General features: G+C 62.4%; 17 protein-coding genes. 15 read left to right on the top strand and 2 right to left on the bottom strand.

Translation table 11 applies throughout. The features are described from left to right. Positions 1-172 precede the first annotated feature (172 nt). Positions 173-1,012, bottom strand: a complete 840-nt coding sequence (locus tag HX613_RS05045; RefSeq protein ID WP_198396260.1) for a class I SAM-dependent methyltransferase — start codon at positions 1,010-1,012, stop codon at positions 173-175. Positions 1,013-1,216: 204 nt separating this feature from the next. Between HX613_RS05045 and rpsA the strand changes: the two genes are divergently transcribed. The 5 genes from rpsA to HX613_RS05020 all read left to right on the top strand — a co-directional run bounded on the left by rpsA (position 1,217) and on the right by HX613_RS05020 (position 9,203). Continuing rightward, positions 1,217-2,704, top strand: a complete 1,488-nt coding sequence (rpsA, locus tag HX613_RS05040; protein ID WP_235344337.1) for a 30S ribosomal protein S1 — start codon at positions 1,217-1,219, stop codon at positions 2,702-2,704. Positions 2,705-2,750: 46 nt separating this feature from the next. Continuing rightward, on the top strand, positions 2,751-4,571 hold the full coding sequence (locus tag HX613_RS05035; protein ID WP_235344336.1) for a hypothetical protein: 1,821 nt from the start codon (positions 2,751-2,753) through the stop codon (positions 4,569-4,571). A gap of 9 nt (positions 4,572-4,580) precedes the next feature. Then, positions 4,581-5,741: a dephospho-CoA kinase gene (coaE, locus tag HX613_RS05030; protein WP_235344335.1), complete on the top strand. Its 1,161-nt coding sequence runs from the start codon at positions 4,581-4,583 to the stop codon at positions 5,739-5,741. 65 nt (positions 5,742-5,806) lie between these two features. Next, positions 5,807-7,939 carry an excinuclease ABC subunit UvrB gene (gene uvrB / locus HX613_RS05025; protein ID WP_235344334.1) on the top strand — a complete coding sequence of 711 codons (2,133 nt, stop codon included), beginning with the start codon at positions 5,807-5,809 and terminating at the stop codon, positions 7,937-7,939. Positions 7,940-8,141: 202 nt separating this feature from the next. After that, entirely contained in the window at positions 8,142-9,203 is a 1,062-nt protein-coding gene (locus HX613_RS05020) for a TerC family protein (RefSeq protein WP_235344333.1), read from the top strand. A gap of 146 nt (positions 9,204-9,349) precedes the next feature. Here the strand turns inward: HX613_RS05020 and HX613_RS05015 are convergent, their stop codons facing one another. Further along, on the bottom strand, positions 9,350-9,634 hold the full coding sequence (locus HX613_RS05015; RefSeq protein WP_235344332.1) for a YciI family protein: 285 nt from the start codon (positions 9,632-9,634) through the stop codon (positions 9,350-9,352). Positions 9,635-9,700: 66 nt separating this feature from the next. Between HX613_RS05015 and HX613_RS05010 the strand changes: the two genes are divergently transcribed. The 10 genes from HX613_RS05010 to secG all read left to right on the top strand — a co-directional run bounded on the left by HX613_RS05010 (position 9,701) and on the right by secG (position 23,295). Continuing rightward, positions 9,701-12,226: a DEAD/DEAH box helicase gene (locus HX613_RS05010; RefSeq protein ID WP_235344331.1), complete on the top strand. Its 2,526-nt coding sequence runs from the start codon at positions 9,701-9,703 to the stop codon at positions 12,224-12,226. A 15-nt stretch (positions 12,227-12,241) separates the two neighbouring features. Then, the gene (uvrA, locus tag HX613_RS05005) at positions 12,242-15,112 is read left to right on the top strand and encodes an excinuclease ABC subunit UvrA (RefSeq protein ID WP_235344409.1); all 2,871 of its coding nucleotides are present in this window, start codon (positions 12,242-12,244) and stop codon (positions 15,110-15,112) included. Further along, positions 15,105-16,964 (top strand): excinuclease ABC subunit UvrC, encoded by a 1,860-nt coding sequence (gene uvrC, locus HX613_RS05000; protein ID WP_235344330.1) that lies wholly within the window; start codon positions 15,105-15,107, stop codon positions 16,962-16,964. Before uvrA ends, uvrC begins: the two co-directional genes overlap by 8 nt. A gap of 113 nt (positions 16,965-17,077) precedes the next feature. After that, on the top strand, positions 17,078-17,974 hold the full coding sequence (gene rapZ / locus HX613_RS04995) for an RNase adapter RapZ (RefSeq protein WP_235344329.1): 897 nt from the start codon (positions 17,078-17,080) through the stop codon (positions 17,972-17,974). A 1-nt stretch (position 17,975) separates the two neighbouring features. Next, positions 17,976-18,971: a gluconeogenesis factor YvcK family protein gene (locus HX613_RS04990; RefSeq protein WP_235344328.1), complete on the top strand. Its 996-nt coding sequence runs from the start codon at positions 17,976-17,978 to the stop codon at positions 18,969-18,971. Positions 18,972-18,997: 26 nt separating this feature from the next. Next, positions 18,998-19,981, top strand: coding sequence for a DNA-binding protein WhiA (gene whiA / locus HX613_RS04985; RefSeq protein ID WP_009881375.1), 984 nt, complete (start codon positions 18,998-19,000; stop codon positions 19,979-19,981). Between the two features lie 9 nt (positions 19,982-19,990). Next, positions 19,991-20,992 carry a type I glyceraldehyde-3-phosphate dehydrogenase gene (gene gap, locus HX613_RS04980; RefSeq protein ID WP_235344327.1) on the top strand — a complete coding sequence of 334 codons (1,002 nt, stop codon included), beginning with the start codon at positions 19,991-19,993 and terminating at the stop codon, positions 20,990-20,992. Then, the gene (locus tag HX613_RS04975; RefSeq protein ID WP_235344326.1) at positions 20,989-22,206 is read left to right on the top strand and encodes a phosphoglycerate kinase; all 1,218 of its coding nucleotides are present in this window, start codon (positions 20,989-20,991) and stop codon (positions 22,204-22,206) included. Before gap ends, HX613_RS04975 begins: the two co-directional genes overlap by 4 nt. A gap of 14 nt (positions 22,207-22,220) precedes the next feature. Continuing rightward, complete coding sequence (tpiA, locus tag HX613_RS04970) at positions 22,221-23,006, top strand: triose-phosphate isomerase (protein ID WP_235344325.1); 786 nt, start codon at positions 22,221-22,223, stop codon at positions 23,004-23,006. Positions 23,007-23,049: 43 nt separating this feature from the next. Beyond that, positions 23,050-23,295, top strand: coding sequence for a preprotein translocase subunit SecG (secG, locus tag HX613_RS04965; protein WP_198396247.1), 246 nt, complete (start codon positions 23,050-23,052; stop codon positions 23,293-23,295). Positions 23,296-23,315: the final 20 nt, after the last annotated feature.

Below are 23,315 nucleotides of genomic sequence, written 5' to 3'. Positions count from 1 at the left end.
TTGTGCGATTACGTTCGAGAATGCGGCTGTGGGCGAACGTAATCGCACAATGAACGCAGGTTCAGTGCGAAGTGAGGTCGACGAAGAGGTGAAGAGGTGAAGAGGTGCTGTGCTGTGCATTGCAGTTCGCGGCGGAGACCCTGGCGGGTGCGCAGCAATAGCAGTGCGGGAGTCAGTCCTTATTCAGAGTGGTGGAGAAGATGACGGTGCCGGGCATGAGCGAACCGCGCAGGGGAGACCAGCCGCCCCAGGCGGTCTGATTGGACTCCGGCCATTCCGGCTCGGTCACCGAATCGATTGTGAAGCCGGCCGTGACCAGCAGATTCACCCAATCGCCCATTGTCCGGTGGTGCTCGGCGTACACCGGCTGCCCGTCCGCGGAGATCTCCACGTACGGCGTGCGGTCGAAGTATGAGTACTCGACGGTCAGCCCCGCTTCGCCGGGTACATCGGGAAACATCCAGCGCAGCGGGTGGGTGGTGGAGAAGGCCCACCGTCCGCCCGGTCGAAGCACACGAGCGACCTCGGAGAAGACGACATCGGCGTCCTTCACGAAGGGCAGTGCGCCGTAGGAGGAGAACCCGACATCGAAGCTGTTCGACGCGAACGGCAGCTGTCGGGCATCGGCGTGGAGGAAAGTCGGGGGAGTGGCATCGTCGCTGAGCGGGTGTTCGCGCTGAAGTCTGGAGGCCTGCTCGAGCATGCCTGAGGATACGTCGACGCCGGTCGCGATCGCCCCTTCCTCGGCCAGCCAGCGCGAGCACTGCCCGGCTCCGCAGCCGACCTCGAGGATCTGCCTGCGAGCGACATTGCCGAGCAGATTCACATCGGATTCGCGGATTCCCTCTGGGCACCAGATGAAATCTGTGTCGCCGAGCGCACTGCCGTGCTCGGCCAGGTAATCCTCGGCAGAATTGTCCCAATAGCCTCTGTTGGCGCGGACTGATGCCTCTTCATCGATGGGCAGATAGCCGCCGCTGATGACCTCGGCCTGATAACTTCCGTCGCTCATCATTCCTCCGTGGCGATCGCCATGTTCTGTTTCCGACTTCGGCGTGCATTCACGCCATGGATGATGCTAGTATTGACAACCGTATGCGCGTATGCATACATGTCCAAAATCGTAATCGAGACCGGATCCAGTTCTCGGGCTGTTTCACAGCATCGCCTCAGAGTATCGGATCTGGACCATAATTCCATCGGAGTCCCAACCTATATGACCACCACCACGCCGGAATCGGTGCAGCCGAAGCAGGTCGCTGTCAACGACATCGGAACCGCTGAGGACTTTCTCGCCGCAGTCGACGAGACGATCAAGTACTTCAACGATGGCGACATCGTTGAGGGCACCGTCGTCAAGGTCGATCGCGACGAAGTGCTCGTCGACATCGGATACAAGACGGAAGGCGTCGTCCTTTCGCGAGAACTCTCCATCAAGCATGATGTCGATCCCGGCGAAGTCGTCGAGGTCGGGGACGAAATCGAAGCCCTCGTTCTTCAGAAGGAAGACAAAGAAGGCCGACTCATGTTGTCCAAGAAGCGTGCGCAGTACGAGCGCGCCTGGGGCGACATCGAGAAGATCAAGGAAGACGACGGTGTTGTCACCGGTACCGTCATCGAGGTTGTCAAGGGCGGCCTGATCGTGGACATCGGTCTGCGCGGCTTCCTGCCTGCTTCCCTCGTTGAGATGCGTCGCGTCCGCGATCTGGCTCCTTACATCGGCCAGCAGGTCGAAGCCAAGATCATCGAACTGGACAAGAACCGCAACAACGTCGTTCTGTCCCGTCGCGCATGGCTCGAGCAGACCCAGTCCGCGGTCCGCCACGACTTCCTGCAGACCCTCCAGAAGGGCCAGGTCCGTCCCGGCGTCGTGTCTTCGATCGTCAACTTCGGTGCATTCGTCGACCTCGGTGGTGTCGACGGACTCGTTCACGTCTCCGAACTGTCCTGGAAGCACATCGATCACCCAGGTGAGGTCGTCACCGTCGGTGACGAGGTCACCGTTGAGGTGCTCGACGTCGATATGGATCGCGAACGTGTCTCCCTGTCGCTCAAAGCGACTCAGGAAGACCCATGGCAGCACTTCGCTCGCACCCACGTCATCGGCCAGATCGTTCCCGGCAAGGTCACCAAGCTGGTTCCGTTCGGTGCGTTCGTGCGCGTCGAAGACGGCATCGAAGGCCTCGTCCACATCTCCGAACTCGCAGTTCGCCACGTGGACCTGCCGGAGCAGGTCGTCTCCGTTGACGAGACCATCTACGTCAAGGTCATCGACATCGACCTCGAACGCCGCCGCATCTCGCTGTCGCTGAAGCAGGCGAACGAGGGCGTCGACCCCGAGGCCGACGAATTCCTCGACCCTGCCCTCTACGGCATGCCGCAGGAATACGACGAAGACGGCAACTACAAGTACCCAGAAGGCTTCGATCCCGAGACCAACGAGTGGATGGAAGGCTTCGATTCACAGCGCGAGATCTGGGAGCAGCAGTACGCTGCCGCTCAGGAGCGTTGGGAAGAGCACAAGAAGCAGGTCGCCAAGGCCATCGCTGCGGACGCCGAAGCAGGCTCCGAAGAGGCCGGCAGCGCTCCTGCCGAAGCTGCACCAGCCACCGGATCGTTCTCCTCGGAAGAGGCAGGCGACGAAGGAACACTGGCCAGCGACGAAGCTCTCGCAGCTCTGCGTGAGAAGCTTGCAGGCAGCTGATAACAGCACTCACAAGGGCTCCCGGTCGATTGATCGGGAGCCCTTTGTGTATGCACCCACTCTGCGACAGCGAGCCCGACCATGGCTGTGGTACGCGCTGCTGCTCACTGTCGCCAGCATCTGCGTGTTCGGGCAGGTCGCCGCCGATCCCGGAGGGCAGGTCGCCGCCGGCAACGACGACTCATCACTCTTCATCTGGTGGCTCGGGCACGCGGCGGACATCGTCGCCACCCAACTGGGCTTCGGCACTGACGGAACCCCAGCGGGAACAGCGAACGGGCTTCTCTACACGGAGGCGATGAACACCCTCAACGGGGGTGTCAATGGTGCCTGGAACACGTCCCTGGCCGGACTGGCCCTGATCCTGGCCCCTGTCACCTGGGCGGCCGGACCCATCGTCAGCTACAACCTCCTCATCATCTCCATCCCGGTCCTGGTCAGCCTCGCGACCGCAGCACTCTTCACGCGTTTCCTGACCCGAATCCCCGCCTTCCTCGCAGCCGGCGGTGTTGGCTTCTCCAGCTACGTGATCGCCCAGACCTCAGGCCATCCCAATCTCGCATTCGCCGTGGCACCACCGCTGGTGGCACTCATCATCATTCGACTGCTGTTCCGCACGCCCTCGTCCGTGCTCTTCAATCGTGAGTTCTGGACGCTGAGCCTCGGCCTGGGAGCCGTCCTGGGATTCCAGTTCTACGTCTCCACCGAGGTCCTCGCCGGCACTTTCATCGCCGCGCTGTGTCTGCTGGTGGGCATCGCCGTCTTCGGACGGAAGGCCCGGACGCTGACAAATTGGGTCCGGTTGGCGCTGGGAGGTGTGCTCGGCTCCGCACTTGCCCTGTTCATCGCACTGCCGCTCCTGCTCACGATGCGCGGACCGAACGCTCCCGACGGTGCGATCAGACCCCACGGGGTATGGAACACAGACCTGCTCGATCCCATCATCCCCGCAGGTCCGACCCTTCTCGGGTCCGGTTCATCGCCGATCCCGCGCGTGATGGACATCGATGCCGCAGAGCTCGGGGCCTACGTCGGAGTTCCCGCGCTCATCGCCGCTGCCGTCATCGTCATCTGCCTCGTGCGCAGCCCCAGGTATGCGACGATTCTGCGCATCGCCTCGGCGACGGGGCTCCTGGTCTTCGTCCTATCACTGGGCTCACCGGTCCTCTTCAACGGGACGGCCGTCTTCGAAACCGGTCCCTTCGCGCTCGTCGAAGCCATACCGGTGCTCAACAACATCCTCCCCATGCGCCTGGTACTGCATTCGACGATTGCACTGTTCGCGATCCTGGGCTGCGGACTGCAATGGGCCCTCGGCCATATTCGGAGGCACTCCGCCCAAGCTCTGCTGGGCCTGCTGGTGGTCGCCGCGGTCTGCGTGATCCCCGGTGTGCAGAACTCACGTGAGGTCTACGTGCCCGACTTCTACACCGATTCCATCGCCGAGGTGGTACCCGCCGGAGCAGTCGTCAAGACCGTACCCCGCCCTCTGGCCTGGGCCGAACCACATGCCGATGAAGCCATGGTGTGGCAGTCCGTGAGCGGTTTCCACTATCGGGAGACGGGCGGCTACTTCATCGGTTCGAGCCCCGATGCGGCAGTCACATATGTGGCACCCGAGGACGCTCTCGACGAGCTGCTGCACGAGACGGTGTACTCGAGCGCACCCTTCCCTGACCCTGACAGCGGTGAGGTCAGCGCAGCCGTCGATGAGCTGCGTGGCTCAGGGGTCGACTACGTGGTCCTTGCCCCGGATGCGCCGCTCCTGCCCGGCGAGCCCGGAGAGTACGAGGACTTCCTCAACGCCAGTCTCGGCACACCCTCCTTCGCCGACGACGGGGTACTGGTCTACCCGCTGAATCGTTAGGCTGAGCTCATGCTGAAAATTGGTCTCACCGGTGGAATCGGTGCAGGGAAGTCAACCGTGTCCGAGATCCTCGCCGCACATGGTGCTGTGATCATCGATGCCGACAAGATCGCCCGGGAGGTCGTCGCGCCGGGGGAGCCCCTGCTCGAGGAGCTTGCCGAGAGATTCGGTGCCGATGTCATCGCCGACGACGGAGGGCTCGACCGGGCGCAGCTGGCAGCAGCGGCATTCGTCGACGAGGAGTCGACCGACGCGCTGAACGCACTCATGCATCCCGCGATCCGCGACCGCACCCTCGAGCACTTCGCCAGGTATTCCGACGCCGAGGTGGTCGTTCACGATGTGCCGCTGCTGGTCGAGAATGCGATGACCCCTGCCTATCACCTCAATCTTCTCGTCGACGTTCCGCCCGACCTCCGGCTGCAGCGTCTGATGAGCGCCCGCGGCATGGACCGCGCCGATGCCGAATCGCGTATCGCAAGGCAGGCCGACGACGAAGAACGCTATGCGGTCTGCGACGTGATCATCGACAATGCCGGGCCGGTCAGTCAGACGCAGGACAGAGTTGCGCGCCTCGTCGACGACCGGATTCTGCCGTTCGCGGCCAATCTGGAAGCTCAGCGTCGTGCGGAACGGGGGCCGGTCGAGCTCGTCGACCCGACTGATCAGGACTGGCCGATGCAGGCGCAGCGGATCATCGCGAAGCTGCACCACGGCATCGGCACACGGTTCCGCATCGACCACATCGGTTCCACAGCTGTTCGGGGCCTGGCGGCCAAGGACGTCATCGACCTGCAGCTCCTCGTGCCCGATCTCGACACCGCACGTGACCTGTCTGCCACTCTGGCCGATCTGGGATATCCGGGCGATGACGCGATCGACAACCTCGGCGAGGGGCAGTTCGAGTCCAAACGATTCCACGCGAACACGGACCCGGGGCGGGCCGTCAATCTTCATGTCCGAACCGAGGATTCCGTCGGTGCCGTCTTCGCACGGGAGTTCGTCGAACTGATGCGCACGGACTCAGCCGAACGCGAGAGGTACGCACAGGTGAAGCGAACTCTGGCCGATGACCATGCCCGCGACGGGCACACCGCGGGATATGCGGACGCGAAGGAATCGTACTTCCTGACGATGCGCCGACGACTCGTCCCAGCAAGCTTCGACTGAGCAGTTCACAGCGGAGTCTCGGCTCAGCGGTTCACTGTGTCATGGGCGAGGGTTAGTGTTGGACCATGAGCTCGAAACGTCCCCTGCCAGCCATCGGCCACCGGCCCGATGTCACGCGCACAGTCGCCCCGTTCGAAGTCGTCTCCGAATACTCTCCATCCGGCGATCAGCCCACCGCAATCACCGAGATCTCGGAGCGCCTCGACCAGGGAGAGCGGGACATCGTGCTGCTGGGCGCCACCGGTACAGGCAAGTCCGCGACCACAGCCTGGCTGATCGAACAGGTTCAGCGACCAACCCTGATCATGGCACCGAACAAGACTCTGGCCGCGCAGTTGGCCAATGAGTTCCGGCAGCTGCTGCCCAACAACGCGGTCGAATACTTCGTCTCCTACTACGACTACTATCAGCCCGAGGCCTACGTCCCGCAGACCGACACCTTCATCGAGAAGGACTCCTCGGTCAACGATGAGGTCGAACGTCTGCGCCACTCCGCGACGAACTCCCTGCTGACCCGCCGAGACGTCGTCGTCGTCTCCACCGTGTCCTGCATCTACGGCCTGGGCACACCGGAGGAGTACGTCGATCGGATGGTGACCCTCAAACGGGGCGAACAGTGCGACCGCGACGAGCTCCTCAAACGCTTCGTTTCGATGCAGTACGCACGCAACGACATGGCATTCACACGTGGCACTTTCCGCGTCCGAGGCGACACCGTCGAGATCATCCCGCAGTATGAGGAACTTGCCCTGCGGATCGAGTTCTTCGGCGACGAGATCGAAACCCTTCAGACGCTGCATCCTCTGACAGGCGAGATCGTCCGGGAAGAGGAGACGATCCACGTCTTCCCCGCTTCGCACTACGTCGCAGGTGAGAACCGGATGGGGCGAGCCGTCAGCGAGATCGAGAACGAACTGCAGACGCGGTTGAGCGAGTTCGAATCGCAGAACAAACTCCTCGAGGCCCAACGCCTGAAGATGCGCACCACCTATGACCTCGAGATGATGGAGTCGATGGGGTTCACCTCCGGCATCGAGAACTACTCCCGGCACATCGACGGACGTCCCGCCGGGTCGGCACCGAACTGTCTGCTCGACTACTTCCCAGAGGACTTTCTCCTCGTCATCGACGAATCCCACGTCACGATCCCTCAGATCGGCGGCATGTACGAAGGCGACATGTCGCGCAAGCGCACGCTGGTCGAACACGGATTCCGACTCCCCAGCGCGATGGACAACAGGCCCCTGAAGTTCGACGAGTTCCGTGAACGCATCGGACAGGCGGTGTATCTGTCGGCGACTCCGGGCAACTTCGAGCTGGGAAATGCGAATGGCTACGTCCAGCAGATCATCCGACCCACTGGTCTCGTCGACCCGGAGATCGTCGTCAAGCCGACAAAGGGACAGATCGACGACCTGCTCGACGAGATCAGAACTCGCGTCGATGCTCAGGAACGAGTCCTGGTCACCACGCTGACGAAGAAGATGGCCGAGGATCTCACGGACTACCTCCTCGAACACGATGTGAGAGTGCAGTACCTCCACTCGGACGTCGACACCCTGCGCCGAGTCGAACTACTGACAGAGCTCAGGGGCGGCGAGTTCGATGTCCTCGTCGGAATCAACCTTCTGCGTGAGGGCCTCGACCTGCCAGAAGTCTCCCTTGTGGCCATCCTCGATGCCGACAAGGAGGGCTTCCTGCGTTCGGCCACCTCCCTGATCCAGACGATCGGTCGCGCGGCTCGTAACATCAACGGCCAGGTTCACATGTACGCCGACACCATCACGAGGTCCATGCGTGAGGCCATCGACGAGACCGATCGTCGACGCGAGATACAGGTCGCGCACAACAAGGAACACGGCATCGACCCCATGCCGCTGGTCAAGAAGATCGCCGACATCACCGAACGGCTGCAGCGAGAGGACGCGGACACGCGTGAGCTCCTCACCGAATTCGACTACGGCAAGGGCAAACGCGGGTACAACTCGACGCTCACCGACGAACAGCGTCAGGCAGCAGGCACGTCCGGTTCTCTGCGCCCACCAGCAGCCGACCTGACCGAGCTCATCGAGTCCCTGACCTCGCAGATGCACACGGCGGCAGCGGAGCTGCAGTTCGAGCTCGCTGCTCGCCTGAGGGATGAACTCTCGGATCTCAAGAAGGAACTGCGGCAGATGAAGCAGGCCGGGCACGCCTGATTCGACCCGCGTGCTCATGCACGTGCATCCGCACGACTATACTGGTGTGGCTGGCGAAAGGGAGTATCCCGTCCATCCGTGCTCGTCACCACGATCCCTCAGAGGGTCCGGTCACGGAGCGCACGCCGCCACTGTCACAGTGGTCATAGCGTGGGAGAGACTTTCGGCACGGATACATCACTGACACCTTTGAAAGGCATCCATGGATATCCTGTCCTCCACACTCGCCGCAGGCGGTCAAGCCGCAGCTGGAAGTGAGTCCGCCATCCCCGCGTGGTTCATGATCACCTCAGGCATCGTCGTCGTTGCGATCCTCGTCTTCGACCTGCTTCTCGTGGTCAAACGGCCCCACACTCCGTCGATGAAGGAAGCGGGCATCTGGGTCGCCTTCTACGTCGGCCTCGCCATCATATTCGCCGGTGCGCTCTTCGCCATCGGAGACTCAACACACGGCAGTGAGTTCCTCACCGGCTGGCTGCTCGAATACTCGCTGAGCATCGACAACCTGTTCGTGTTCATCATCATCATGGGCAGCTTCTCGGTTCCGCGGAAATATCAGCAGGAAGTCCTGATGGTGGGCATCATCATCGCCATCGTATTCCGCGGCATCTTCATCTTGGCCGGTTCCGCAATCATCACGGCCTTCGTCGAGGTCTTCTTCATCTTCGGCATCTTCCTCCTCATCGTCGCCTACCGACAGGCATTCAACAATGAAGATGAGGGCGACGGAGAGAACGGTCTCATTCGACTCCTGCGCAAACGGATCAATGTCGTCGACGAGTACCACGGCAACAGCCTGCGCGTGACGATCGAGGGCAAGAAGTACTGGACGCCCATGTTCATCGTGTTCATCGCGATCGGGTCCACGGACGTCATGTTCGCCCTCGACTCGATTCCGGCGATCTTCGGCGTCACACAGAATACGTTCCTCGTCTTCACTGCGAACGTCTTCGCGCTGATGGGTCTGCGCCAGCTCTACTTCCTGCTCGGCGGTCTCGTCGACAAGCTCGTCTACCTGCATTACGGCATCGCGGCGATCCTCGCCTTCATCGGTGTGAAGCTCTTCATTCATGCTCTGCACGAATCGGACTGGGAGTTCCTGTCCTGGGGCAAAGCAGTCCCCGAGGTGCCGACGTGGCTGTCGCTGAGCTTCATCGTCTTTGCCATGGTGGTGGCGACACTCGCCTCGTTGGCGAAGATGAAGAAGGACGGCATCCCCATTCGCAGCTCCAATGCCGAAGAGTCAGACGACTCGCAGAACTGAGCGACCGTTCCTGTTGCCGCAGGTGCGACTGTGCGCGGGTGTCCTCCCGAATGGGGACGCCCGCGCACGTGGGCCATGTGGCCCGAGGCTCAAGGGCTTCGGAGGCTCGCGCCCCAGGACCCAAGCCACAGAGAATATGCTCAGTCTTAGGAGAACGGACCGAAGACTGGGGTCCACTCCCGAACGATCGTGTCGTCGATGACACCGATCGAAGCATAGGGATCGTTCGCCAGAAGGGCGTCGATTTCTTTGCGGTCGGCGGCCTGCAGCAACAGCAGACCTCCGGGAACCGGCTCATTGTCCAATGGGCCCGAGGCCAGAATGGTTCCGGCTTCATACAGATCGGCCTGCCACGCGCGGTGTGCGGGTCGTGACTCCATACGGGTGTCAGTATCTGGTCCATAGACATAGTTGACGGCGAAAACCGGCATCTGAAACTCCTGAGGTTCGATCAATAGGATGGACATCAGTCTAAACGGAAAGGTCTGTGCATAGTTGTGGTGCGATTGCAGGAGATCCCAGCGGAATTCGCTGATGAAGACGCAGTGTATGAGGCGTTCGTCCACTACTGCGAAGAGCTGGGAATCGAACCGTATCCCGCCCAGGACGAAGCCATCCTCAACATTTTGGCCGGCGACAACACGATTGTGGCCACTCCCACGGGTTCGGGCAAGTCCCTCGTGGCACTCTTCGCCCTCTACCAATCATTCACCCGCGGGATCAGGGCCTACTACACGGCCCCGCTCAAGGCGCTGGTGAGTGAGAAGTTCTTCTCCCTCATCGACGCCTTCGGCGCGGAGAATGTCGGTATGATCACCGGCGATTCCACCGTCAACGGGGATGCGCCCGTGATCTGTGCGACGGCCGAGATCCTGGCGAACCAGGCTCTGCGCGAAGGCGGAATGGTCGACGCAGGCATGGTCGTGATGGACGAATTCCACTATGTCGCCGATCCCTCGCGTGGATGGGCATGGCAGGTGCCCCTGCTCGAGATGCCCCAGGCGCAGTTCGTTCTCATGTCGGCGACACTGGGCGACACGAGTGAAATCTGTCGCACCATGGAAGAGACCACTGGCCGCGACAGCTCCGTCGTCACCTCGGCGACCCGACCGGTTCCGCTCGAGTACGAGTACTCCACCGAGACACTCTCCGACACATTGCGCTCCCTGGTGCGCAACGACAAAGCCCCCGTCTATGTCGTGTCCTACTCCCAGGCGGGCGCCATCGATCTGGCCACGAGCCTGCTGTCCGTCGACCTGGCGTCGAAGGAGCAGAAGGCCGCGGTCGCTGCAGCGATCAAGGGCTTCACCTTCGCGAAGGGATTCGGACAGAGCCTGCGCAAGCTGCTCCTGCACGGCGTCGGTGTCCACCACGCCGGCATGCTGCCCAAATATCGCCGGCTGGTCGAACAGCTCGCACTCAAGGGGCTGCTGTTGGTGATCTCAGGCACCGACACGCTCGGCGTCGGCATCAACGTTCCCATCCGTTCTGTGCTGCTGACTGGGCTGACGAAGTTCGACGGCCGGAAGATGCGCAAACTCAGCGTCCGCGAGTTCCAGCAGCTGGCAGGCCGTGCGGGTCGCGCGGGGTTCGACACCCGCGGCTACGTCATCGCGCAGGCACCCGAACATGTCATCGAGAACATGCGGGCAGAGGCCAAGGCAGCCAATGCGGACAAGAAAAAGAAGAAGGTCAAGAAGAAATCAGCCCCGGCCGGGTTCGTCGGCTGGTCGGAGGAGACCTACACCAAACTCATCGAATCCCAGGCCGAATCTCTGCGCTCACGTATGAAGATCGACCATTCGACGATCCTCAACCTCGTCGCCCGCCCGGGGTCGGACGTGGCCACGATCAGCCGCTTCATCGACAAAACCCACGAAAGCCGGGAACGTCACCTCGACCTCAAACTCACAGCCCTGAGCATCGGTCGCTCTCTCATCAATGCCGGCCTCATCGAATCGAAGGGAGACGAACTGGTCCCGACCACCGATCTGGGGCCCCAGTTCGCCCTCAACCAGCCTCTGGCGCCCTTCGTTCTCGCCGGACTCGAACTGCTCGACGCTGAGTCAGAGACCTACGCCCTCGATGTGGTCTCGCTCGTCGAATCCACCACGCCGGTGCCGTTTCCGGTCCTCAAGGGCCAACTCGATCGGCTCAAGAAGGACACCTTGGCCGAACTCAAGGCTGATGGCCTCGAATACCCCGAACGCATGGCCATCCTCGACGAGATCGAAGGCCCGAAGCCGCTGGCAGACGTCCTCGAGCCCGCCTTCGAACACTTCATCGAGGTGCACCCATGGCTACGAGCGGGGAACTTCGAACCGAAGTCGATCGTGCGCGACATGGTCGAACAGGCGATGGGCTTCACCCAGTTCGTCAGCTACTACAGTCTCACCAGGGTGGAGGGCAGCCTCCTTCGCTACCTCACCGACGTCTTCCGCGCGCTGACACACAATGTGCCCGCCGACAACAGGACGGACGAGCTCTCGACCATCATCGAATGGCTGGGGGAGACGATCGCCCGCACTGACTCGTCCCTGCTCGACGAATGGCGCACCCTGCAGGGGCTGTCGCCGACGGACTTCGCCGACGAAGAGCTGCCCGATCTCGATCGGAAGTTCTCAGACAACGAGCGAGTCTTCACCGCCGAGGTGCGCAATGCCCTGTTCCACCGGGTGCTGTTGGCCGAACGTGCCGACTACGCGGAACTGGGCCGCCTCGACGCCGACAGCGGCTTCGACGCCACAGCTTGGGAAGACGCGATCGAAGACTTCTACGAGGAGTACGGCGACCTCCTCACCGACGGGAAGGCCAGAGGCAAGGAATATATCTCGATCGAACCTGGTTCACAGACGTGGACCGTCCGTCAGACCTTGGCCGATCCCGATGACAACAGGGACTGGGCCATCGACGCCGAGGTGGACGTGCCGTCAAGCGACGAAGCCGGAGACATCGTGCTCCGGGTCCTCGCGGTCGGAGAGATCAGCGCCCGTCCCCATTCAAGCAATGTCAGTGCCGAGTAATACAGTGGTCAGGTGATGAAAACTAACAGCGGTGAGCAGTCGGCAGGCGTGTCACATCTCGACACTCTGTGGGTCAAGGGCGCACGCGCCCATAACCTCAAGAACGTGGAGGTCGCCCTGCCCCGCGACTCCATGATCGTCTTCACCGGTCTCTCGGGGTCGGGGAAGTCATCCTTGGCCTTCGATACGATCTTCGCCGAGGGGCAGCGCCGTTACGTCGAGTCCCTGTCCTCATACGCCCGAATGTTTTTGGGCCAGATGGACAAACCCGACGTCGATTTCATCGAGGGCCTGTCACCGGCGGTGTCGATCGACCAGAAGTCGACCTCCCGCAACCCTCGTTCCACGGTCGGCACCATCACCGAGGTGTATGACTTCCTGCGCCTGCTGTGGGCTCGAATCGGCGTGCCGCACTGCCCCGTGTGCGGTGAGATCATCACGAAGCAGACTCCACAGCAGATCGTGGACCAGCTGCTCGAACTCGAAGAGCGGACGAAGTTCCTCGTGCTGGCTCCCATCGTCCGCTCCCGCAAGGGCGAGTTCGTCGACCTCTTCACCGAGCTGCAGGCCAAGGGCTTCTCTCGCGCCATCGTCGATGGAGAGCAGATCAGCCTCAGCGAACCTCCCACCTTGGAGAAGCAGTACAAGCACACGATCTCCGTCGTCGTCGACCGCTTGGTGGCGAAGTCGGGTCTGCGCCCACGCCTGACCGACTCCGTCGAGACTGCTCTGGGCCTGGCCGACGGACGTATCGATGTCGAGATGGTCGATGAAGGCGTGACCCGAACCTTCTCGGAGCACATGTCGTGCCCGAACGAACACCCGCTGGCGATCGACGAGATCGAACCCCGCACATTCTCGTTCAACTCGCCCTTCGGTGCCTGCCCCACCTGTGACGGCATCGGCACTCGGCTCCAGGTCGATGAGTCACTCGTCGTTCCCGATGAGGACCTCAGTCTCGGCGAGGGATCGATCGCGCCCTGGGCCGGTGGAAAACAGGTGACGAAGTACTTCAACCGCCTCCTCAAAGGTCTTGGCGACGAACTCGGCTTCGATATGAAGACCGCGTGGAAGGATCTGCGCACGTCTGACAAGACTGCGATCCTGACGGGCAAGGATTACAAGGTCCACGTCAAATACAAGAACCGGTTCGGACGCGAACGCACCTACTCCACCGGATTCGAAGGCGTCTACCAGTACATCCAGCGCAAGCACGAGGAAACAGAGTCGGAATGGTCGCGGGAACGCTACGAGTCCTACATGCGCGAAATTCCCTGTGCGAGCTGCAACGGTGCCCGACTCAAACCGGAGATCCTCGCCGTCAAGGTCGGCGGAAAGTCGATCGCCGAGGTCTCCGAGCTGGCTCTCGACGAATCCGCCGAGTTCCTCTCACAGCTGGAACTGGACTCTCGTGATGCGGCAGTCGCGGCCCAGGTGATGAAGGAGATCAACGCACGTCTTGGCTTCCTCCTCGACGTCGGACTCGACTACCTCAGCCTCGACCGTCCCGCCGGCTCGCTGTCCGGCGGTGAGGCCCAGCGCATCCGCTTGGCCACACAGATCGGCTCCGGCCTCGTCGGGGTCCTCTATGTCCTCGACGAGCCCTCGATCGGTCTCCACCAGCGCGACAACAGACGACTCATCGAGACTCTGAACAAGCTCAAGGAGCTCGGCAACACCCTCATCGTCGTCGAACACGACGAAGACACCATCTATTCGGCCGACTGGATCGTCGACATCGGTCCAGGTGCGGGCGAGCACGGGGGAGAGGTCATCTACTCGGGCCCCGTCGACGGTCTCAAGGCCGCAGATCGCTCCATCACCGGTGACTATCTCGCCGGACGCAGAGCCATCCAGGTCCCGACCACCCGCAGGCCTGTGGACAAAGACCGTGTCGTCACGGTTGAGAAGGCCGTCGAGAACAACCTACGTGACGTCTCTGTCTCATTCCCACTCGGTGTGCTCACCGCCGTCACCGGTGTCTCCGGCTCAGGCAAGTCGACCCTCGTCAACGAGATCCTCTACACCCAGATGGCCAATGTCCTCAACGGTGCCTCTCGGGTACCCGGCCGACACAAGCGAGTCACCGGACTGGACAACCTCGACAAGGTCGTCCACGTCGACCAATCACCGATCGGCCGTACGCCACGGTCGAACCCGGCGACCTACACCGGGGTATTCGACCGCATCCGGCGTCTGTTCGCAGAGACCGAATCGGCGAAGATCCGCGGCTACCAGCCGGGGCGATTCTCCTTCAACGTCAAGGGAGGACGCTGCGAGAACTGCAGCGGCGACGGCACGATCAAGATCGAGATGAACTTCCTGCCCGACGTCTATGTCACCTGTGAGGTCTGCGGGGGAGCCCGCTACAACCGCGAGACGCTCGAAGTGACCTTCAAGGGCAAGTCCATCGCCGAGGTGCTCGAGATGCCCATCGAACAGGGTGCCGAGTTCTTCGCCGCGATCCCTGCCATCGCCCGACACCTCAGCACCCTTGTGGAAGTGGGGCTGGGCTATGTTCGCCTCGGCCAGCCCGCAACCACTCTCTCCGGTGGTGAAGCCCAACGAGTCAAGCTCGCGGCTGAGCTCCAGAAACGGTCCCGCGGTCGCACCGCCTACGTTCTCGACGAACCGACCACCGGACTGCACTTCGAGGACATCTCGAAGCTGCTGCATGTGCTGCAGGGGCTCGTCGAGAAGGGCAACACGGTCATCGTCATCGAACACAATCTCGATGTCATCGGCAACGCCGACCATGTCATCGACCTGGGCCCCGAGGGCGGACGAGGCGGTGGAAAGATCATCGCCCAGGGCACGCCGGAAGAGGTGGCGGTCAATAAGAAGAGTCACACCGGGCGATTCCTCAAAGCGATGCTCGATGGCTGATCCAACGTCCTACCGCCCAGCCACGGGCAGCATTCCGACCTCGGCCGGGGTCTACAAATTCCGCGACCCCGACCGGCGGGTGATCTATGTCGGGAAGGCGAAGAACCTCCGAAATCGGTTGAACTCGTACTTCTCGAACCCCGTACAGCTGCATCCCCGGACCTCGACGATGGTCCACACCGCTGCCTCAGTGGAATGGACCGTCGTCGACACTGAGGTCGAGGCGCTGCAGCTCGAGTGGACGTGGATCAACGAATTCAACCCGCGGTTCAACGTCATGTTCCGCGACGACAAGTCCTACCCGTATCTCGCGATCACGATGAACGACGAGGTGCCGCGGGCCTTCATCACCCGTGGCAAACGTCGTAAGGGCGTGAAGTACTTCGGACCCTTTGCCCAGGTGTGGGCGATCAAGGACACGCTCGACCTGCTGCTGCGGGCCTTTCCGATGCGCACCTGCACCGCCGGAGTGTACAGACGAGCCGAACGCAGCGGCCGTCCCTGCCTGTTGGGATACATCGACAAATGCGCCGCCCCCTGTGTGGGACAGATCAGTGTCGAGGGCCACAAGGACCTGGCCCGCAGCATCTCTGACTTCATGTCCGGCAACACGGGACGATTCATCAGCTACCGGCAGAAGGAGATGGCTTCGGCCGCCGAGGAACTCGACTACGAACGGGCGGCCCGCCTGCGGGATGAGATCACGGCGCTGCAGAAGGTGCTCGACAAGTCAGCGGTCGTGCTCTCCGTCAACGCAGACTGCGATGTGTTCGCTCTCGTCACCGAGGAGCTCGAAGCTTCGGTGCAGGTCTTCCACGTCCGTCAGGGACGCATTCGGGGACAGCGCGGCTGGATCATCGAACGCTCTGACGACCACAGCCCGGCCGAACTCACCACCGACTACCTGCGTCAGGCCTACACGGGTCTCGATGCGGATGCCATTCCCCGCGAGATCCTCGTCGACACGGTCCCTGCCGATATCGACTCGCTCGAGAGCTGGCTGAGTGAACAGCGCGGATCCAGAGTCAGCGTGCGGGTTCCTGAACGCGGAGAGAAGAAGGCCGTTCTCGAGACCGTGGCGAAGAACGCGAAAGAGGCTCTGCTCCAGCACAAGCTCAAGCGTTCCTCCGATCTGACCACACGCAGCACGGCGCTCAAGGAGATCCAGGAGTACCTGTCGCTGCCCGAAGCGCCTCTGCGCATCGAATGCATCGACATCTCGCACACCCAAGGCTCCAATGTCGTGGCCTCACTCGTAGTGTTCGAAGACGGACTCGTGAAGAAGCGCGACTACCGTCACTTCGCCATTCACGGCGAGGCCGCAACCGATGATACGGCGTCGATGTACGACGTCGTCTCACGTCGCTTCAGCCGTTATCTCGAACAGATGAGCTCCGATGAACCCGATGAACGGTTCGGGTACCGTCCCAGCCTGCTTGTCGTCGACGGGGCCGGCCCACAGGTCGCGGCGGCCACCAGGGCCCTGCACGATCTGGGCATCGTCGACATCTCGGTGGTCGGTTTGGCCAAGCGACTCGAAGAGGTCTGGGTCCCAGACGATCCGTTCCCCGTCATCCTGCCCCGGAACTCAGAGGGGCTGTTCCTCATGCAGCGCCTGCGCGACGAGGCTCACCGGTTCGCCATCAGCTACCACCGATCGAAGCGGGCCAAGGCGATGACCAGCTCCGTCCTCGATGACATCTCCGGACTGGGCGAGTCCAAGAGGACCGCGCTGCTGCGACATTTCGGCTCCGTGAAGAAGGTGCGAGCGGCCAGCATCGAAGAACTGTGCGAGGTTCAGGGCATCGGCCGGGCTCTCGCGGAGAAGGTCGCGGCTGCCGTCGCGGATTGATCTCATGGTGCTCGGTGTCCGGCGGGTCGGCAGGCACTGAGCCGACTGGCGGACAACTGCTCTAGAGTAGTCTTCGACAGCTGTCTTCAACCGCGCAGCCCCAAGGAGGACGTGTGAGTACGCAGGCCGAATCGAACGGCTCCGACCATCCCATCGAGGTCGTCCTTGTGACGGGAATGTCCGGAGCGGGTCGGACCACAGTGGCCAATGTGCTCGAGGACATGGATTGGTACGTCGTCGACAATCTGCCTCCGCAGATGATGCGTCCCCTCGTCGAACTCGTCGCCCGTGCCGATGGGGCTCTGCCCAAGATCGCCATCGTCACCGATTCGAAGGGGCGGGCGAAGTATGAGGAGCTCGAAGACACGATCAGTGACTTCCTCGATCAGGGGCTGTCGCTGCGCATCCTCTACCTCGAAGCAGCCGACGAGGTTCTCGTCCGACGCTTCGAGTCCACTCGCCGCCCCCACCCGCTCCAGGGCGAAGGGACGCTGCTGGAAGGCATCGAGGGCGAACGTTCGGCCCTCGAATCGCTCAAACACCGGGCCGACATCATCATCGACACCTCGGAACTCAACGTCCATCAGCTCTCGACCCAGGTGCGCAAACGCTTCAGCACCGTCGACACTCCGCTGCTGCGCCTGACCGTGATGAGCTTCGGCTTCAAATACGGACTGCCCAAGGACGCCGACCACATCGCAGATGTCCGTTTCCTGCCCAACCCGTACTGGATTCCGCACCTGCGGGGACACAACGGACTCGACTCCGACGTCGCGGACTTCGTCCTGGGTCAGAACGGGGCAGAACAGTTCATCGAGCGCTACACCGCGACCCTTGACACGGTCTCACAGGGTTACCTCCACGAAGGTCGCGGCTACGCGATGATCGGCATCGGCTGCACCGGCGGAAAGCATCGCTCGGTGGCGATCAGCGAACGCGTCGCCAAGAGCCTCGCCGCGCAGACCGGTATTCCGGTCACCGTGCGCCACCGTGATCTGGGGAGAGAGTGAGATGGAGACCGAAGATCTCCCGCAGATCATCCCTGCCGTCAAAGACAAGGGACCCAAGATCGTCTCCTTCGGGGGAGGCCACGGCCTCTACTCTGCCCTGCGCGCCTTCCGTCTGCTCACTGAGTCTCTGACAGCAGTCGTCACGGTGGCCGATGACGGAGGTTCCTCCGGCAGGCTCCGCGACGAACTCGGCGGCCTGCCTCCTGGAGACCTGCGAATGGCTCTGGCCGCCCTCTGCGACGACGGGAACTGGGGTAAGACCTGGCGCGATGTGATCCAGCACCGCTTCGACTCCGACGGTGAGCTCAGCGGACATTCCGTGGGCAACCTGCTCATCTCGGCTCTGTGGCAGATCCATGGAGATCATGTCGCCGGCCTCGACTGGATGGCCAAGCTGCTGCGTGCCCACGGTCGGGTTCTGCCCATGTCCTCGGTCCCCCTGACGATCGAAGCCGATGTGAAGTTCCCTGGATCCTTCCAAGTCGTGCGCGGTCAGTCCGTGCTCGCTTCCACCCTGGGCCATGTCGAGACCGTCCGGCTCGATCCTCCGGTCCCGCCAGCCCGACACGAGACGATCGAAGCCGTCGCCGAGGCGGATGTGCTCAATCTCGGGCCCGGCTCCTGGTACACCTCGGTGATGCCGCATCTTCTCGTTCCCTCCCTTGCGGAAGCCATCGGACGATCCTCCGCCGTGAAGTCCCTCACGTTGAACCTCAGCTCCAGCGACGGCGAAACAAGAGATCTCAGTCTCAGCGAACACCTCGTATCCCTGCACAGGCACGCCCCCTCGCTCGAGCTGAGCTATGTGCTCGTCGACGAGGCCGCAACCCTGGTGGAACCTGATCTCGAGCGGTGCGCACGTGAGATGTTCAACGCCAAACTGTGGGCCCGTCCGCTGCACTCACGGCGGGCAGGACAGCATGACACCCTCAAGCTCGCCGCGTGTTACCGTGACATGTTGGTAGACGCTGGGATCGGCGTGGACGAGCAGTGGTAGCAAATTCAGTTGCAGGAGGACGAACAATGGCACTGACCGCTCAGGTCAAGGACGAGTTGGCACGGGTGAAGATCACCCGCACCTCTGCTCGCAAAGCCGAAGTGTCGGCGATTTTCCGCTTCTCCTCCGCACTTCACCTCGTCAACGGTTCGATCGTGCTCGAAGCCGAACTCGACACCGCACAGGCAGCAAAGCGTCTGCGCAGCGAGATCAAGGATCTCTACGGCCAATACGCTGATATCGTCGTCATCAACGCCGCCGGAATCCGCCGCTCGAACCGCTACCTCCTGCGAGTCACCCGCGACGGGGGTGCTCTGGCCCGCCAGACCGGTCTCGTCGACAACCGCGGACGACCAGTGCGTGGACTGCCATCTGCAATCGTCAACGGCTCTGTTGCCGATGCCGAAGCCGCCTGGCGTGGAGCCTTCCTCGCCCACGGATCCCTGACCGAACCAGGCCGTTCCTCTGCCCTCGAAGTCACCTGCCCGGGACCAGAGGCTGCACTCGCCCTGGTCGGCGCGGCCCGAAGGCTGGGACTGAGCGCGAAGGCACGCGAGGTTCGCGGCGTCGACCGCGTCGTCATCCGCGACGGTGACGACATCGCGGCCCTGCTCACCCGCATGGGCTCCCACAGTGCCGTCCTCGTGTGGGAAGAGCGTCGAATGCGGCGCGAGGTCCGTGCCACAGCGAACCGTCTGGCCAACTTCGACGATGCGAACCTGCGCCGCTCCGCCAGAGCGGCAGTGGCCGCCGGAGCCCGAGTCGAGCGGGCCTTGGAGATCCTCGGTGATGAGGTGCCCGAACACCTGCGCTACGCCGGTCAGCTGCGTGTGACACACAAGCAGGCATCGCTGGAGGAACTGGGCCAGCTGGCCGATCCGCCGATGACCAAGGACGCCGTCGCCGGTCGGATCCGGCGACTTCTCTCGACTGCCGACAAACATGCCGAAGATCTGGGAATTCCGGGCACAGAGGCCAGTCTCACCCCGGAAATGCTCGAAGATCGCTAAGATCGAGGTATGAGACGAATCGCTATCAACGGCTTCGGCCGTATCGGTCGTGCCCTGTACCGCCTGTCCCTTGAATCCTCATCTGACTTCGAGGTCGTCGCCATCAACGATCTCACCGACACCCAGACTCTGGCTCATCTGCTGGCCTATGACTCCGTGTGGCCGCGCTTCGACCACACGGTCGAGGCCGACGAAGACTCACTGACCGTCGATGGGGCCACCATCGCGGTTCTCAGCCAGGCCGATCCTTCGCAGATCGACTGGTCCGCATACGAAGCTGAACTCGTGGTCGAATCCACCGGACGATTCACCCGACGTGACCAGGCCGAGGTTCACCTCGGCGGGACCGTGAAGACAGTCGTGCTCTCGGCGCCGGGCAAGGACGTGGACGGAACGTTCGTCATGGGCGTCAACGAAGCCGACTTCGACCCGGCCCAGCACACCGTCGTCTCCAACGCCTCCTGCACGACGAACTGCATGGCCACCATCGTCAGGGCCGTCGATGACGCCATCGGCGTTGAATCCGGCCTGCTCAACACGGTCCACGCCTACACCGGTGATCAGATGCTCGTCGACGGTCCGCACCGCGACCTGCGTCGCGCCCGTGCCGCAGCCGTCAACATCGTCCCGACGACCACCGGTGCCGCACGCACCGTCGGCAAGGTGATGCCGCACCTGGCAGGCAAGCTCGACGGACTCGCAATCCGCGTCCCCGTCCCCGCCGGATCGATCATCGACTTCACCTTCACCCCGAAGCAGGGCGCCACGACCGAGGAGGTCAACGAGATCCTGGCGAAGGCCGCAGAGTCCTCGCCGTATCTCGAATACTCCACGGCACCTCTGGTGTCGACCGATATCGTCGGCACCACCGCCTCGGCGATCGTGGATTCCCAGCTCACAATGACGCTTGGCAACCAGATCAAGGTCGTGGCCTGGTACGACAACGAATGGGGCTACACCAACCGCCTCAAGGACATGGTCAGCTACATCCTCGGTGAAAGGAACAAATGAGGACATACGACGACCCGCAGATCTTCTCCCACCGCACGGTCCTCGTTCGCAGCGACCTGAACGTGCCGATGGACGAGGGCACGATCACCGACCGTGGTCGCATCCTGGCCTCGGCCGGCACGATCAAGTCCCTCGCCGAGGCGGGGGCACGGGTGATTGTCATGTCCCACCTGGGGCGGCCCAAGGGCGCTCCCGATCCGCAGTTCTCGCTGCATCCGCTGGCTCCGGAACTCGCCGAGGCTATCGGTCGCGATGTCGTATTCGCCGCCGACACCGTCGGTGACGAAGCGACGACCAAAGCGGCGGCACTGGGTGACGGTGAAGTCCTCCTGCTCGAAAATCTGCGCTTCAACTCCGGCGAGACCTCAAAGGACGACGGTGAGCGGAAGGCCTTCGCCCAGCAGCTGGCCGCACTGGCGGATGACTTCGTCTCCGACGGCTTCGGAGTCGTCCACCGCAAACAGGCATCCGTCTATGACATCGCAGCCCTGCTGCCGCACTATGCCGGATCCCTCGTCCGGACCGAGGTCGAAGTCAGTGATCGACTGCTGAACTCCCCACAAGCACCATTCACGGTCGTCCTCGGCGGATCGAAGGTCTCAGACAAGCTCGGCGTCATCGACAACCTCATCGATCGTGCCGACAACCTGCTCATCGGCGGGGGGATGGTCTTCACCTTCCTCGCCGCGCTCGGCCACGATATCGGATCCAGCCTCGTGGAGAAGGATCGAATCGACGACGTCAAGGGCTACCTCAGACGTGCCGAAGGCGGGGGAGCCAACATCGTCCTGCCCACGGACATCGTGATGGCCGCGTCCTTCGCCGCCGACGCCGAGAACTGGGTGCGCCCCGTCGCGGAGCTCGAGGCGACACAAGCAGGTGCGCAGGGCCTGGGCCTCGACATCGGTCCCGAATCGGCCAAAGCCTATGCTGAGGTGATCTCAGACTCGACCACCGTCTTCTGGAACGGCCCCATGGGAGTCTTCGAATTCCCCGCCTTCGCCGCCGGAACCAAGGCAGTGGCAACGGCACTGACCAACAAGCCAGACACCGACTCGTCCCGACTGACTGTCGTCGGCGGAGGCGACTCTGCTGCTGCCGTGCGCACACTCGGCTTCAGCGATGACGAGTTCGGGCACATCTCCACAGGAGGCGGTGCCAGCCTCGAATACCTCGAAGGCAAGACGCTGCCCGGACTCGAAGCACTCGCGTGAGAAAGAAGACGACAATGAGCGATCGGACCCTGCTGCTGGCCGGCAACTGGAAGATGAACCACGATCATCTCGAAGCGATCTCGAGTGTCCAGAAGCTTGCTTGGGCACTCGAGGACGCCAAACTCGACGGGACGCAGTGCGATGTCGTCGTCATCCCTCCGTTCACCGACATCCGATCCGTGCAGACTCTCATCCAGGGTGACAAACTGTGGCTGACCTACGGTGCACAGGATGTCTCGCAGCACGAACCGGGAGCGCACACCGGAGAGATCGCAGCATCGTTCCTGGCCCGACTCGGCTGTACATATGTCGTCGTCGGCCACAGCGAGCGGCGTGCGAACAACGGTGAGACCAATGACGTCGTCGCAGCCAAGGTCAAGGCCGCACTGGCGCAGGAGATCACACCCATCCTGTGCATCGGTGAGTCACTGGAAGAGCGTCGGGAGAAGACCCACGTGGACTTCACTCTGACGCAGCTCGAGGAGTCCATGGCCGACCTCGATGCCGCCGCACTCGAAAGGCTCGTCATCGCGTACGAACCTGTCTGGGCGATCGGCACAGGGGAGACCGCGACGGCAGAGGACGCAGCCGAGATGGCCGCGGCCATCCGCGTCCACCTGGAAGAGAAGCACGGCTCCGCATTGGCGTCGAGCACCCGGATCCTCTACGGTGGTTCGGTCAAGACCGATAACGTCGCGCAGATCCTGGCCTCCGACGATGTCGACGGCGCGCTCGTCGGGGGAGCGAGCCTCAACGGGCCTGATTTCGCCGCTTTGTGCCGGGCCGCAGTAGCAAAGTAGACTGACCAACAAATCCTCTGACGAAATATAGGTAGTTCTCGACGTGGAAATCCTCAACATCATACTCATCGTGCTGCTCGTTCTCACGAGCATCTTCCTGACACTCCTCATCCTCATGCACAAGGGCAAGGGCGGAGGCATGTCAGACATGTTCGGTGGCGGCATGTCCTCGTCGCTGGGTTCCTCGGGCGTGGCTGAGCGCAACCTCAATCGGTTCACGACTCTGATGGCGATCATCTGGGGCGCATGCATCATCCTGCTGGGCCTCATCACCCGTTTCAACGCCTGACTGAGACGTCGGTCGACGAA

Source organism: Brevibacterium sp. UCMA 11754 (genome assembly GCF_021532275.1).
Classification (GTDB): domain Bacteria; phylum Actinomycetota; class Actinomycetes; order Actinomycetales; family Brevibacteriaceae; genus Brevibacterium.
Note: the sequence above shows the minus strand (reverse complement) of the source record. Positions and strands in the feature narration are given on the sequence as shown.